This is a genomic window from Sphingorhabdus pulchriflava (assembly GCF_003367235.1).
Lineage (GTDB): Bacteria > Pseudomonadota > Alphaproteobacteria > Sphingomonadales > Sphingomonadaceae > Sphingorhabdus_B > Sphingorhabdus_B pulchriflava.
On the sequence record NZ_QRGP01000002.1, the window covers coordinates 1 to 13,102 of the forward strand.

General features: G+C 54.8%; 13 protein-coding genes. 4 read left to right on the plus strand and 9 right to left on the minus strand.

What is annotated here, in order from left to right:
* Positions 1 to 349 (plus strand): hypothetical protein (locus DXH95_RS16130; protein WP_220272291.1); only part of this gene is annotated, 349 nt, incomplete at its 5' end.
* Between the two features lie 389 nt (positions 350 to 738).
* On the opposite strand, the gene DXH95_RS10680 is transcribed toward DXH95_RS16130, so the two are convergent.
* The 6 genes from DXH95_RS10680 to DXH95_RS10705 form a co-directional block, all read right to left on the minus strand.
* Complete coding sequence (locus tag DXH95_RS10680; protein ID WP_147291725.1) at positions 739 to 2,292, minus strand: ShlB/FhaC/HecB family hemolysin secretion/activation protein; 1,554 nt, start codon at positions 2,290 to 2,292, stop codon at positions 739 to 741.
* A gap of 64 nt (positions 2,293 to 2,356) precedes the next feature.
* The gene (locus DXH95_RS10685) at positions 2,357 to 3,160 is read right to left on the minus strand and encodes a hypothetical protein (RefSeq protein WP_115549542.1); all 804 of its coding nucleotides are present in this window, start codon (positions 3,158 to 3,160) and stop codon (positions 2,357 to 2,359) included.
* Between the two features lie 149 nt (positions 3,161 to 3,309).
* Entirely contained in the window at positions 3,310 to 3,729 is a 420-nt protein-coding gene (locus DXH95_RS10690; protein WP_115549543.1) for a DNA breaking-rejoining protein, read from the minus strand.
* A gap of 31 nt (positions 3,730 to 3,760) precedes the next feature.
* Positions 3,761 to 4,555 (minus strand): CPBP family intramembrane glutamic endopeptidase, encoded by a 795-nt coding sequence (locus DXH95_RS10695; RefSeq protein WP_115549544.1) that lies wholly within the window; start codon positions 4,553 to 4,555, stop codon positions 3,761 to 3,763.
* Positions 4,556 to 4,568: 13 nt separating this feature from the next.
* Positions 4,569 to 5,237: a hypothetical protein gene (locus DXH95_RS10700; RefSeq protein WP_115549545.1), complete on the minus strand. Its 669-nt coding sequence runs from the start codon at positions 5,235 to 5,237 to the stop codon at positions 4,569 to 4,571.
* A gap of 44 nt (positions 5,238 to 5,281) precedes the next feature.
* Positions 5,282 to 5,941: a hypothetical protein gene (locus DXH95_RS10705; RefSeq protein WP_147291726.1), complete on the minus strand. Its 660-nt coding sequence runs from the start codon at positions 5,939 to 5,941 to the stop codon at positions 5,282 to 5,284.
* Between the two features lie 282 nt (positions 5,942 to 6,223).
* On the opposite strand from DXH95_RS10705, the gene DXH95_RS10710 reads away from it, so the two are divergent.
* The 3 genes from DXH95_RS10710 to DXH95_RS10720 all read left to right on the plus strand — a co-directional run bounded on the left by DXH95_RS10710 (position 6,224) and on the right by DXH95_RS10720 (position 9,045).
* Positions 6,224 to 7,357, plus strand: coding sequence for a helix-turn-helix transcriptional regulator (locus tag DXH95_RS10710; protein WP_115549547.1), 1,134 nt, complete (start codon positions 6,224 to 6,226; stop codon positions 7,355 to 7,357).
* A gap of 72 nt (positions 7,358 to 7,429) precedes the next feature.
* On the plus strand, positions 7,430 to 8,425 hold the full coding sequence (locus tag DXH95_RS10715) for a L,D-transpeptidase (protein ID WP_181883646.1): 996 nt from the start codon (positions 7,430 to 7,432) through the stop codon (positions 8,423 to 8,425).
* Positions 8,426 to 8,436: 11 nt separating this feature from the next.
* Positions 8,437 to 9,045, plus strand: coding sequence for a lysozyme inhibitor LprI family protein (locus DXH95_RS10720; protein ID WP_115549548.1), 609 nt, complete (start codon positions 8,437 to 8,439; stop codon positions 9,043 to 9,045).
* Positions 9,046 to 9,098: 53 nt separating this feature from the next.
* Here DXH95_RS10720 and DXH95_RS10725 read toward each other — a convergent pair whose 3' ends face one another.
* The 3 genes from DXH95_RS10725 to DXH95_RS10735 form a co-directional block, all read right to left on the minus strand.
* A complete protein-coding gene (locus DXH95_RS10725) occupies positions 9,099 to 9,968 on the minus strand; it encodes a CPBP family intramembrane glutamic endopeptidase (RefSeq protein ID WP_115549549.1) in 870 nt (289 codons plus the stop codon).
* Between the two features lie 28 nt (positions 9,969 to 9,996).
* Positions 9,997 to 10,836 (minus strand): CPBP family intramembrane glutamic endopeptidase, encoded by an 840-nt coding sequence (locus tag DXH95_RS10730; protein ID WP_181883647.1) that lies wholly within the window; start codon positions 10,834 to 10,836, stop codon positions 9,997 to 9,999.
* Between the two features lie 76 nt (positions 10,837 to 10,912).
* Positions 10,913 to 12,952 (minus strand): M1 family metallopeptidase, encoded by a 2,040-nt coding sequence (locus DXH95_RS10735; RefSeq protein ID WP_115549551.1) that lies wholly within the window; start codon positions 12,950 to 12,952, stop codon positions 10,913 to 10,915.
* Positions 12,953 to 13,102: the final 150 nt, after the last annotated feature.

Here is a 13,102-nt window from a genome sequence, read left to right on the forward strand (position 1 = left end):
ACGACCGGAGGCTGCTGCACGGGTGGTTGGAGCACCGGCACCTGTTGTGGGACCTGCGGTTGCGGCAGTGGCGGCTGCTGCATCGGCTGCACGACTGGCGGTTGCTGCACCGGCGGTTGGAGCACTGGCACTTGCTGCGGGATCTGTGGTTGCGGCAGTGGCGGCTGCAGGATCGGCTGTACGACCGGAGGCTGCTGCACGGGCGGTTGAAGCACCGGCACCTGCTGCGGGATCTGCGGTTGCGGCAGTGGCGGTTGCTGCATGGGTTGTAGGACAGGGGGCTGGACTACAGGCCCTTGCTGTGGAGCCTGGGGGGATTGTTGCAGCAAAGGCGGGCTTTGCAGGGTGACGGGAGGCTGCACATTGGCCCCACCTGGAAAAATGATCGTTGGGGTTGGCTCTGCAATCAGAGTGATCGTGGGTTGGCTAGTCGGCGGTTGCACAATGACCACCGGGTGCCGGCTATTTGGAGGGCGCTTGGGGACATAGGATATCGATGGAACGGGTATTTGCGGCGGTGTTTGTGTGTCGGGCTTGGGCGGTAACTGTGTGACAACAGGGTGTGGGTCGGTTGGAGGCGTCCAGACCGGCGTGGATGAAGAGCAACTGTTGCTGTTGTGCGGGTTGCCGACCCCAACACACCAGCCGTGATGTGGATTGGCGTTACTGACATAGGCGATGCCGACAGCAGAGACCGCTCCCAACAACGTCCAGCGCATATTGCTGCCTATCCGCATGTCACCACCCCACGGTCAGGCTGGCGCGAAAGGCAGGATTGGCGGAACGGGATTGCGGACCATCGCGCAATGGCATAGCGGCCCATCCTGACAGGCGAACTCCGCCCTTGATCGTGAAACTGCTACCCACGCCGATTGAGGCGACGGTGTTTTGAGTACGCTCTGCCACGCGCGGTTTGAGGACATCGGTATAGCCCACCGCTCCGAACGCAAAGGGTGCGATTTCGGTCACGAACTTGCCCCCGGTCGAAATGTTATGCAGGACTTCGACAGTGGCGGCATATCCCCGATCACCAGCGACTTCTGCGGGGGCATAACCGCGCATGAAAGGCGCATGTCCCAGCGCGATGCGCTCGACTTCGGGCAAACGGGACGATGCCCATTGTCCCCGAAACTCAACCCTCAGGCTGGTCAGTTGGTGCTTATCGAGCGGAACAGAAAGCCCGATTTCGCTGCGCACATGCCCGAAAGTCTTTGCACCGTCTGCCAAGTTTCCGGCCGGGGTTTCTGGCCGCGTTCCTCCGCTGAATGTGATCGCCGCCCTATACAGGCTGCCATCGGCATAGTCCGCCCCTTTAAGCGCCCGCAGACGGATTGCATGGGCGCTGCTTTGCAATTTCTGCCCCAGAAAGCGCGATCGTGCATCGACAAATTCATATTCAGCCAGCAAATAGGTGAAGTCGGTCAAGCTCCGCTGCACCGGATGCCCGACAACGAATGCTGCATTCCATCCGGTCAGCCGACTATCCCCTGTGATGTTCGCAAAATCCCTGCGTGCGACGGTATTGCCGCCCATTGCCTCGATATAAGTGCCATCGAAACCAATTGGTGTCCGGTAATAGGCCAAGCCTGATATCGACCAGTCATCCCCTCGATCCAGCGTTGCCTGCCCTAGAAGGCGGACCATGTCACCACCCGTGGCAACGCCGTAAAATTCCTGCACGATGAACCCGCGTAAGGCCGATCCGGGACGAATGGGGACGATTTCGATTCCCGCTGCACCGGATGATCTGTTTTCAGCCCCGCTTATCGCAAGGATCGATCCGGCACCTGAAGGGTCGGGCAAAACCTGGCTGGCCAAAGTGACCCCGCTCAGGTCGGACGATAGGGCCAAAGCGCGTTCCAGATCAGCTTGCTTGACCGGCTTTGTTGCCGTTAGCTGTTCGGTGTAATGGCGCACCCGCTTTTCGGTGCCAGACCGAAGCCCGCTAATCGAGATTGCGCTCAGCGACCCTTCATCTACGCGAAAGACAGGGTTGTTTTCCTGGCTATAGGCCAAGGAAACTTGTGCCAGTGAATAACCGTCTTCGCGGTAAATTTGCTCGATGGCGGCGGCGATTGCTTCCGGGCTGGCTTTGCCATCGGCTGCAACTGCATGGGCCGTTGCAAATTTCAACAGTTGTGCAGGATCATAAACCGTCACGCCGCTGACGATAGCATGCGCGGCCATTTCAAATTCAGATGGCTGTTCAGAGCCAGCCTGTGCAACCGCCGGCGCAAAGCCCGCAGCAGCAACCGACGCCAGACCCGCAACAAAAAAATGGCGAAGCTTCAAGGGGTGTGTACCTAGCAGCTTCGCCACAGTCTACTTCTCTCGGGTACTGGAAGTTACCACGGGGTCAATCGCGGCATGTGCTTTTCGACACATGATCGAGAGAACTCACATATCCATTGCGCGAAACCATCACGAGGCACTGTTTTGAGCTGCCGTTCCAGAAGGTACGGTAGCGGCCATCATCGGTGCGCTTGTCATCTCGCATCATGAAACCGCGGCTCATCAGCTGTGATGTAGCATAATCCCGGGTCTGGCCATTGAGATCGCCCACATAGACATTGGCTGCATAGCCGCCGCTATAATGGTTGTTGTTGCGATAGCTCGTTTCATGCCCGCGCTGCTCGACACCTGCAGAAAAGCCATCTGAGTAAGCATCTGAGCGACCATAGTTGTGATAGGCATGGTTGTAGAGCCCGTCGCGATATCCACGCTCATATTCAGCTTCGCGCTGAGAGTCGTTATAATGGTTGCGGTCATTATGATGATCGGATTTGTGGCTGAGCGCGATTGCTCCCAAAATTGCTGCTGCGCCAACGGCCACGGCAACGCCAGCATCGTTCTTGTTCGACCGCTGACCGCAATCCGATCCGCTGACCTTGTTGATCGATTCAAACTTGCCGTCATAGGTCGTCACACTGACGCATTCCTTGGTATTGGGATTCCACCAATAGCCAATCTTGCTGTCATTTTTCGTGGTGCCATGGTGCAGGGTGAAGCCGCGATCTTCGAGGGTTGATTCCCCACCTGCCGCACGCGCGCCTACCAGATCACGCACCGAACCCGGCGTCTCCGCAAAAGCTACTGTCGATTGCGCAATCAACGCAGCCGATGCCATCATCGTTACTGACAGTTTTCCAAAATATTTCATAAAATAACCCCTCAACTTTGAAACACTCGAATCTTCCCAAGCGCAGCATGGGCTGAAGCGCAATTTGTCTCAATTTACATTTGATGACATGGACTAGACAATTTGCGCCATTTTTGTGCGGGAAGTGCGACAGTTGCGAAATGTTGTAACTATCTAGCGCTCACCGTCAGCGTGAAGGTCGACGCTTCGTTTCGGCGCGCAGCATTGCGCATCAGATATACGTCAATCTTATAGTCACCCGACGACGGCACTGCGCCACTATAGCTGTTGCCATCCGAAGAGCCGATGAAGAGGGCCTGATCCGCACCGGGGCCAGTTATGTTGAAGTAGTTGGATGCATTGCTCGGGGTCAGCTTCACGGTCAGTTTCTGCCCTGCACGAATATTCACGACATAGAGTTTGGATTGGTCTCCGCGAATAGAACTCTTGATGGTCTTGGAACTGGTTCCCTTGGCGAACTGGACGCGGGTGGGCGTTACCCCTGATTGCGCTGAAACGTTTGCTACCGGAAAGGTAACAACAGCAGCGCCTGCCAATGCAGCCAGTGCCCAAATCTTGATCTTTTTCATTTCAGTCCTCCTTATGTTGATCTGCTAATTCTCAGACCGCATGCTGGGCGTCGCTGTCGTCGCGCCACCCCGATCGCACTTGCTCGTTACGCAACAGCCACAGTCCAAAGAGGAATATCGGGCCGATAAAGCCAATACCGCCCAGTACCGCCGATAACAGCGATGTGTGCGCCGAAGGGTCCTTCACTGCACCAAAACCAATCAGAAACACGCCAAAGTCCCATAGCCCGTGCAGAACCATCGCAACCCACAGCGATGCCGTTCGAATGCGAATGGCAAGGAATGTCAGCCCGCTCATCGTTGCAATCATTGCCTGGGTAATGGCTTCATTGAATTCGCCGGTTAGGAATGTGTTGGCGATATGGACCGAGCCGAAAAGGACGGAAACCAGGATCGCCGCTGGCCAGAAAGACATCGCCTTGCGGGCACCACCCCACAATATGCCGCGAAACGCCAGTTCCTCGCTGAAGCCGACAATCATCGTGTTGATGAACACGATTGTGATGACCGAAGCGGTCAAGCCTTCAGAATCTTTCGAAAATCCGTAAAAAACGAAACCGATTATATACAAAAGCGGCAGCCAGATAACTTTTAGCATTCCCGCGGTTTTTGGAGCTTTGAAGCCCAGATCGCGCCAGCCTGTGAACCAGACTATAATCAACAGGAATGCCGCTGCGGCGGGCGTCGCCCACAATATCTGGCTCGTCACCATTTCGGACAGGGTTACATTCCCGCTGGTCTGGATATTGCCCACGCCGATCGTGATCATCGCCCAGATCACAACGATGCCAATCGAAATCAGCAACCTGTTTGATGTTTGCTGCATAAGCCCCTCCAATTCAGATTCTTGTCAGCACGACCATCAAGGCCAAAGCCACGAAGATAAAGGCGGTGACTATGCCCATCCCGATACCCATCAGCCAGGACCGGAACATTCCGCGCTTCAGCTTTGCCTCGAACCAGAAGGCTTGTTGACGCAGATACCAATAGAGTGTGACAAACAGCAGGGCACTCGCCACATATCCACTATGCGGTGCCGCCATATGCCGGATTGTCTGGCTGAGCCCCACCATCATCGCGACGGGTGCCGCAACAAAGCATTGGGCAAAAAAGGGCGGGCGCAGCGTATCGCGATCAAGTGGAATGTTTAATCCATTGAGCAATCGCAATGACATCATCAACGGAAAGAGACTGAATACCAGCACCCGCAAAGCCAACAGATTTTCCGGGTTTTGCATGAAAGAAGGAAGCGCGCTCAAGTTTTCCGGCCCGGGTGCTGCGCGCTCTGCCAGATAGCTGATGCCCACGCACATCATCAGGAACAATGGTGGGCTCAGTGTATCCTTATACTGTTCCGATTGGACATCGCCCAGCTCGGTATCGGCATAGTCCATCATCCGCTGCGGATAGCGAAACGTCAGCCAGAGCGTTTTGGGAAAGAAAACCAGCGTGACGATGATTTCGTATAGAAGTTCTTCGAGCGACTTGAAGAGCTTCATAAAATCCATGCTGATACATCCTTTCCTTCAACCCATTTTTTGCGAATTCCGGATCAATCCCCGATGACAAACACATCCGGAATTTCGTAGCGTTCCGAACCCAGCGTGGCGATTGTTGTGTCGCCGTCGCGCGTCGATCCAATTTTCATGGCGGCCGTACCATCGGCTTCGGCCGTCGAGAAAGAGAGGAACTTGCCCGACTTGTCGAACAGGATGGTGCGCTTGGTACCGTCTTTCAGTGTCACGTCGACATAGGTCCCCGTTTCGGTGTTGCGAACAACTCCGGCATCGCACATGCCCGAACCGGCACCTTTATAACCCGAACATTTGACCTGTGCGGTTGCGTTGTAATCCGTGCCAGCCACCTTGGCGTCGCCCTGGCCATCACCGTCGCCGGGTTTGGCTGCGCTCATCGGAACCGAAACGAGCGTTACGCCGTCAACCGTCCCAACGATTGCTCCACCCAATTTGGCCGCATCGTCGGCGGAAAGGCAGCCTGCCAATGTCGCACTGTCGTCGAGGTAGTTTACCGTCGCCTCGGTCTCGCCAATCTTGCGGCAAGCATCGCCCGGGTTGGGGAAGCCGTCGCCCACGACATTCAGGCTTGTCGGCCAACTCGTTGTGTCCGCCTCGGCAACTGCAGGGTTTTCCCCACCTTGCTGGCATGCCGTCAAGACCGATATAGACGTTAAAGTGGTCAAAACTGTTTTCATAGGAAGCTTCATTTTGTCACCCTCCGCGTTCGGGCTGCACGGTGCAGCGGGATATATCGCCAAGCGAACTTGCCCGATTGTAAAATCGCAGGACATCGACAAATGATGCCATCCGATGGACATTCGCGGCCAAAGTCTGGCCAAAAAGGTCAAGTCGGTGATTGAATCCGGTTGGAAATTTCCTTGTCTGCGGAATGGCCGCCGATTATCAAATGTAAAAAACAAGGTCGCGTTCACGAGAAAACTCAAGCCCAAACTGGGCGTGGAAGCTTAGGGACGTAGATGGGACTGCAGCAAAACAGAGCCGATTTTAACTCTGACCATGACGGCAGTCTTACGCCTGTAGGATCGCTTGTTGGACATCGACCTTCGGTTGAAGCGCTGACCAATGCGTATTCGGCTATCAAAACTATGGGGCCAAAATCGCAAAGGCATGTCCCGCCTGGCGTGTTGACGCAATTCGGAGAATGGCTCGATTGGCCCATTTGGTTCAAAAACTGTACAACGTTAGAGTCAGGGCCGGGATTGCCCGACAGAATTAGCGTAGCCGACGATCTGATCCTTATCGCCAATGTAGTAGACCACGGCTGTGCCTTGGAATTATTGTCGCGGCTGGCAGGTGAAACAAAAATTGCCGGCGCTCCAGTGGTCGCACCGGCGCTGTATAATGCGCCCAGTTTGTTTGATGCCTTATTGCTCGCCAAAAGATCGACAGAGGCGAGCACGCCCTATGTTAAAATGCGATTCCAGACCGAAGAGCATCAATTTTCCATTGTGATCGAGAGCGAAATTGAAAATGGGCCGTTGTTGGAATTTGCCGCAACCGCCTATTTGTGCACTTTACAACGCTTTGTGGGTTTTTTCCTCCCCGACGCGGTTGGCGAAATCGAGTTTAGAACCGTGGCCAACAAACGGCAGAATCCTTCCAGTTTTTTACTCGGCTTGCCTGGCATCAAGTTGTTTGGCGCTGATGTTTATTCAATTGTGGGAAAGGCCGAGTGGCTTAAAGCCAAGAACTCTCAAACCGATCCGGCATTCTGGAATTTCGCGCTCGACCGCGTGGCGCTACTAGAACGTGATTGTGGCCGGTCGGAAGTTGTGGACCGAATTCGCGCCGTTATTCGCACGACGATGGAGGCCGAACACCGTGTGCCCCGATTGAAACAGGTCGCAGCAGGCGAACGCGTCTCCGAAAGGACTTTGGTACGAATTCTGGCTGCCCACGGCACAAGCTTTCACAAGATTGTTGAAGAAGAGCGGCGGCTGATTGCGTCTCAGATTATTGGAAATACATCCATCAGCCTTGCCGAAGTCGCCAAATCGTTAGGGTTCACCGATATGTCAAGTTTTGGGCGGTCGTTCCGACAATGGTACGGTATGACTCCGAGGCAAGCCCGGCTTTGGCGAACGGATTGATCAGATGGCCTCACATTGCGCGTGTTTTGTAGCAAGCAATTGGGCCAAATAATCGACCTAGGGAGGGTAGCATTGAAACCACTGAAATTGGGTTTGGCGTTGCTCTTGGTTGCATCAACGCAACCCGTTCTCGCTCAAGGCTCCACCGTGAGTTCTGCTATCGAACTCGCGCGGCAGGCCGAAAAGTTGAAGCCCGGCCAATGGGTGTGGGCTCCGCAAATCGCACCAGTTGGTCCGATAACCGTTTATGTCGATCTGTCGCGACAGGCGGCAACGGTTTACCGCAATGGCGTGCGCATTGGCGTATCGACGGTATCATCGGGTAAGCCCGGGCATGAAACACCAACGGGTGTATTCACCATCCTGCAAAAGGATGCGCATCACCGTTCCAGCACCTACAACAATGCTCCTATGCCGTATCAGGAGAGGCTGACCTGGGATGGCGTCGCGCTGCACGCCGGTGGCTTGCCGGGTTATCCCGAAAGCCATGGCTGCGTGCATCTGCCCTTCGAGTTCGCCAAATTGCTATTTGGTGAGACCCATATGGGCGGGACGGTGATTATGGCTGGTCGCGCAGGTAATCCGTCACTCACCCACGCGGCCGGGGTGCTAGCCGCGCAGGGCGAAAAAGGCACGGGCATCGAACATGTCCCGCTTGGCAGCGACGAAAGCTATCGCTGGACGCCGGAAGTTTCGCCAAGTGGACCAATGTCGATCATCATATCGCACAGCGACCAGAGGGTGGTGGTGCTGCGCAACGGGCAGGAAATTGGCCGCGCTCGGGCCGTGCTGCCGGACAATGATTTCGAGACGCATGTGCTGACCTATGCGAAGCTTCCTAACGGCAACTCGCGCTGGGTGTTCGCCGGTGTTCCTGGCCATGATGGCGAAAAGGGGCAGCCGCTCGACTCTTCTATCTTGAACCAGTTGCGGCTGCCGGAAAAATTCCTGCATTCGCTCAATGCCGTCATCGAACCCGGCACCACGATATTGGTGACGCAAGCTCCCGTTTTGCCGCACAACAGCGGCAAGCAAATGACCGTACTATCTGCGGTTAAAAAGCGCTGAGGAGCAAAGCCATGAAACATGCCTTGGCAATTTGCACCGGAACTTTGGGACTTGTTCTTGGCGAGACAGCGGCGCTCCACGCCGTGCCGCCGCCGCCCGAACAATATAGTACCGATTGCGCACGATCGGTTTACGCTTCCGACCAGCTTGTATGCCAAACGCCGGAACTGAAGGCGCTAGACAGTGCGTTAGCTGCCCAGATTACAGCCGCAGATAGTGCGCCATTTGCGAGCGGCAACCGTTTCACCGAGGGCCATGGAGAATGGTTTCGCAGACGCAGCATGTGTGCAATGCAGACCGACCATCTGTCCTGCCTGCGGGCGGCCTATGCCGATCGACAGCGATTGATCGAGCGGCTAGGCAAGCCATTACCGGCGGCTGACCAGAGATTCATTTGCCGCTTAACGAGCAATGGAACCAGTGTGCTGCTATCGTTTATGAGCCCGGCTGAGGTGATCATTGCCAATGAGGCCGGCCTGGTTGTCGGCGTCGCGTCGAACGCCAAGCCGATATCGGGATGGCGTCCGTTTCTGACCTTCCAGAAGAAACGCAGCAGCCTGATTCTGACTGACGCTCAAGATGCTTCGATCAGTTGCAAGCTGACTCGATTTAAGCCTTGAGCGTCAGTGTAGCGCCACATCTTGCAACGGCAGGATGTGGCGCTGTCATGCAATCAGCTGGATGACTTCTGCCAGAAGGGCGGCACGATATTGCCTTTACGGACTGCCATCACCAACAGGATCACACCCGTAGTTGTGCACAGCAGAAACGCGGTCAGCGAGGCTTCGAGTCCGAACTGCCCTCCTGTCAACAGGTCGGGACCGTTGAGGATTGGTTTGATCAGACCAGGCTCGGCGATTCCGCCCGATACGATTCCCCCAAAGACTGCCGATTGCGTATAGTTCCAAGACACGTGGAAGCCGATGCTCATCCATAAGCGGCGCGTCACCATATAGGCCGCAGCAAGCAGTAAACCTGCCTCAACGCTGATAAACAGCGCGCCTATGAGCGTCGCGTCAGGATTGGCGAGATGAACAAGGCCAAACACAGCTGAGGAAATGATAATCGAAATCCAGCTTCCCAGCCATTCCTCCACAATCCGGAATAAGGCGCCGCGGAACAACAATTCTTCGAGGAAGCCGGAGCTGAGTGCCGAAGCGATCGCCGGAACCAAGAAGGAAACCGGATTGAAACCGTCCATTCGGTAAATACCCATGGCCATCAAAATCAGCATGCAGCCCGTATATAAGCCTGACCCAATCAATATTCCGACACCCATTTCTTTCACCATGCCGGGAAGCGCGAGCTCGCTGACTTCGCGGCGCTCTACCCATCGGGCAAAGCCGAAGTAAATTGCCATGGCCAAAGCGATCATAGCCACTGCCGCGACTGTGGAGGGCAGCGTTGCCCCCTTATTCTCCGACATGAACAGGTTACTGAAACCGATGCAGTAGAATAACATCCCACCCAGCAGCAGCAATTTGACGGGTGGGAATTGCAGGATTCGTAGCCACAAAGGCGTTGTCGAGGCTTGTCCGTTCATGTCTGTTTACCTTCCCCTTTGTTTGCCATTAGGTTGAAGTCAGTTGCCAGAAGGGCGGCACGATATTGCCCTTCCGCTTCGCCATCACGATCATGATGATGCCGGCAGTCGAACACACCAAAAAGGCAACCAGCGAAGCTTCGACTCCGAAGCTGCCGCCTGTGAGGTAATCAGGCCCCTCCATCGACGATTTGGCAAATCCGCTCATTTCGCCATTGCCCGAAACGATGCCTGAATAGACAGTACCTTGTGTGTAGTTCCATGCCGAGTGCAGGCCAATCCCGAACCACAATCGGCCCGTCAGCATATAGGTTGCAGCAAGCAGGACGCCAGCCCAGATGGTGATCGAGATTATACCCTGCATGGTCGAACCCTCATTCCCCATATGGACGTAGCCGAACACCAACGCGTTGATGACAATCGCGATCCAGCTGCCGAACCATATTTGTGCAAGACGGAACACGCCGCCGCGAAAGAGCAGTTCTTCAAAGAAACCTGTGGCCAATGGCGCTGCAAGACCAACAAGGAGGATTTTGGGATCGTTGAAACCCTCAAGGCGATAGACACCGAGCAGCATCAATATGATGATGCAAAGGCTATAGAGGCCGAAACCCAGGGCAAACCCCAATCCAAATTCGCTGAGCATCGGCCGCACCGCGACTTCGGGCACATCGCGTTTTTCGATATGCTCGGAAAGACTGCGGTAAACCAGCACCATCACGATGCAGCCTAAGGCGGATGCAAGAATGGGTGCGACGGGTCCGGGCGCGATTGCTTCCACATAGGACGTGCGCATGAAGTACAGACCGACATAGCAATAGGTCAGTATGACGTAGAGGATGCCGTAAAAGACCAAGGGAAATTTCATGATCCTCTGCAGCAGCGAAAGACTTGATACAGTTTCCCCGTTCATTGCTTTTTCCCTTGCTAATCAATGATCCAATTCATTTTCCGCTGGCAGATACTCCCTGCTTCCACACATTGTCTGACGGATAGAAATCGACAAAAATGCCGCTGTCGACCGACACCGATTGCAGGGCTTTCGATGAGGAGACAGCCACTGTGGTTGAACGCGGTGTCTCTTTCCAGACCACGGGCGACCGGTGCACCTGTTCGTTGCTGCCATCGGCATAGTTCAGCACGACATCGAACGGCATCGCCATGCCGCCTTTGTTGCGGACTTCCACGACATGCTGCCCGTTTTCGCTGCGCACCGAAGCTATGCCGATATCCATATGGTTGTAACTGAAAAACCAGTTGTTGAAGAACCAGTTATGGTTGCCGACACCAGCATTGTTGAAGCTGTTGAACATATCCCACGGCAATGGACGCTTGCCATGCCAGCGCCCCATAAATTCATGCAGTGCCTTTTTGAACGCCGCATTGCCCATTAAGTCTTTCAGCGCCAGATAGCCAAGCGCTGCCTTTCCATATTGGTTGAAGCCAAAGACCGGGGCTTGTCCGTACATCGTATCATGCGGTGTAATGATGGGCAGTTCGTTGCCCGATGTGGCGCTCGGCCAACCGGCCCGAACGACGCGCATATCCTTGAATAGTCGATCCGCGCTTTCCTTCCCAAGGACTTCGACATTTCGCAGATATTCAAAAGCTGTAGTCCAGCCTTCATCCATGAATGGATAGCGCTTCTCGTTGATACCCATGTAAAAGGGAAACCAACTATGCAGAATTTCGTGCGTTGCCACAAATCCGGTGAAGGCATTTTCCGGATATTCAGCGGCTTCCTTATTGCCGACGTTCGAGTCATCGTTGACCATCATCGGATATTCCTCATCCGCGCTGCCCAGCACGATTGTGGACTTGGGCCAAGGATAAGGAATTCCCGGGTATTTGGTCGAAGCGAATTGCATTGCTTGACGCCCGGTTTCGACCATCGGTTTGAAATCGGTCGCACTGTCTGGATAAGCTGCTTGAACCGATGTACGGCGCCCCGTGGACGGGTCGACAACCACGCTGGAGGCCTGCCAGCGATAATGGTTGCTCACCGCAATGGCAAAGTCAGGCACATGTGAAGCTTGCCATTTCCAGCTAAGCCGTTCGGCGCGGGTGGTAATTCTGCCAGCCTGAACATCGGCTGCCTCTGCCAGCGTTACGACCTTGTCGCTGGATTGACTGGATTTCAGGCTCGCCGCAACTTTAGGTTGCAGCACCTCTGCGGGATTCTGCAAATCACCGGTAGCCCAAACGACAAAATCGCGCGGGGCGTTTACTTCGACATTGAAGTCGGCAAAATCATTGTTGAATTCGCGGCCGGTTGTGAATGGGCTGTAGTCCCAACCGTTATAGTCGCTGTAATTGGTTATGCGGGGGTAAAAATAGGCCAGAAAATAGCTAGTTTCGTCAAGCGAGCCCTCCTTCCATCCGCCATCAGCTGTGAGTTCATAGTTCCAGCGCATCTTAATGCGCACACTGCCTTTCGGCGGCAACGGCTTTTCCAAGGCAATGCCGTGGACTGTGCTGCCTGGCTGGTTGATCGACGCTAACGGATTTGCCGGATCGTTCCATGGCATCGCTTTCCCGTCGATACTAAATTCTTCGACTGTAATACCTTTGTTGAGGAACTGGGTTGGATAAAGCCGGTCACGCATTGCCTCTGGCTGATGGGCGTTCAGATACATGCGAAAAATGAGGACCGGCAGCATGTCAGGGCTGTTGTTGGTATAAATGATTTCCTGCTCACCCTCGATACGCTTGCTCGGCGGCGACACAGTGATACGCATATTGTGCGTCGAATGGTTTTGCCAATAGTTAGGCCCAGGCTTGCCGTCGCGGCTGCGCGTGCCCTTGTCGTACGTCGCCTGAATGTCGCGAGGAACATAAAGTTCGTCACTCGATTGCTCGTCAGAGATTTGCCAAGGTGGCGAGGAAGGCGATTGCGCGCTGTCATCGGCAGCTAATGCGCCCGACGATAATGCCAAGGCGCAAATCAAACCAGTAAGCCTGCCAGCCGTACGCACTGTCCGCATAAAGTCCTCCACCCCAAACAGAGTCCTAAGTTACAATTCGATACGCGAACTATGGGTGATGCCGTGCAGCGCGACCATAGTACATTTGGCGACAAGCTTTGGACATTAGATGCCAAAAATGCCGGATTTTGACCAACTCACAGCGCGCTT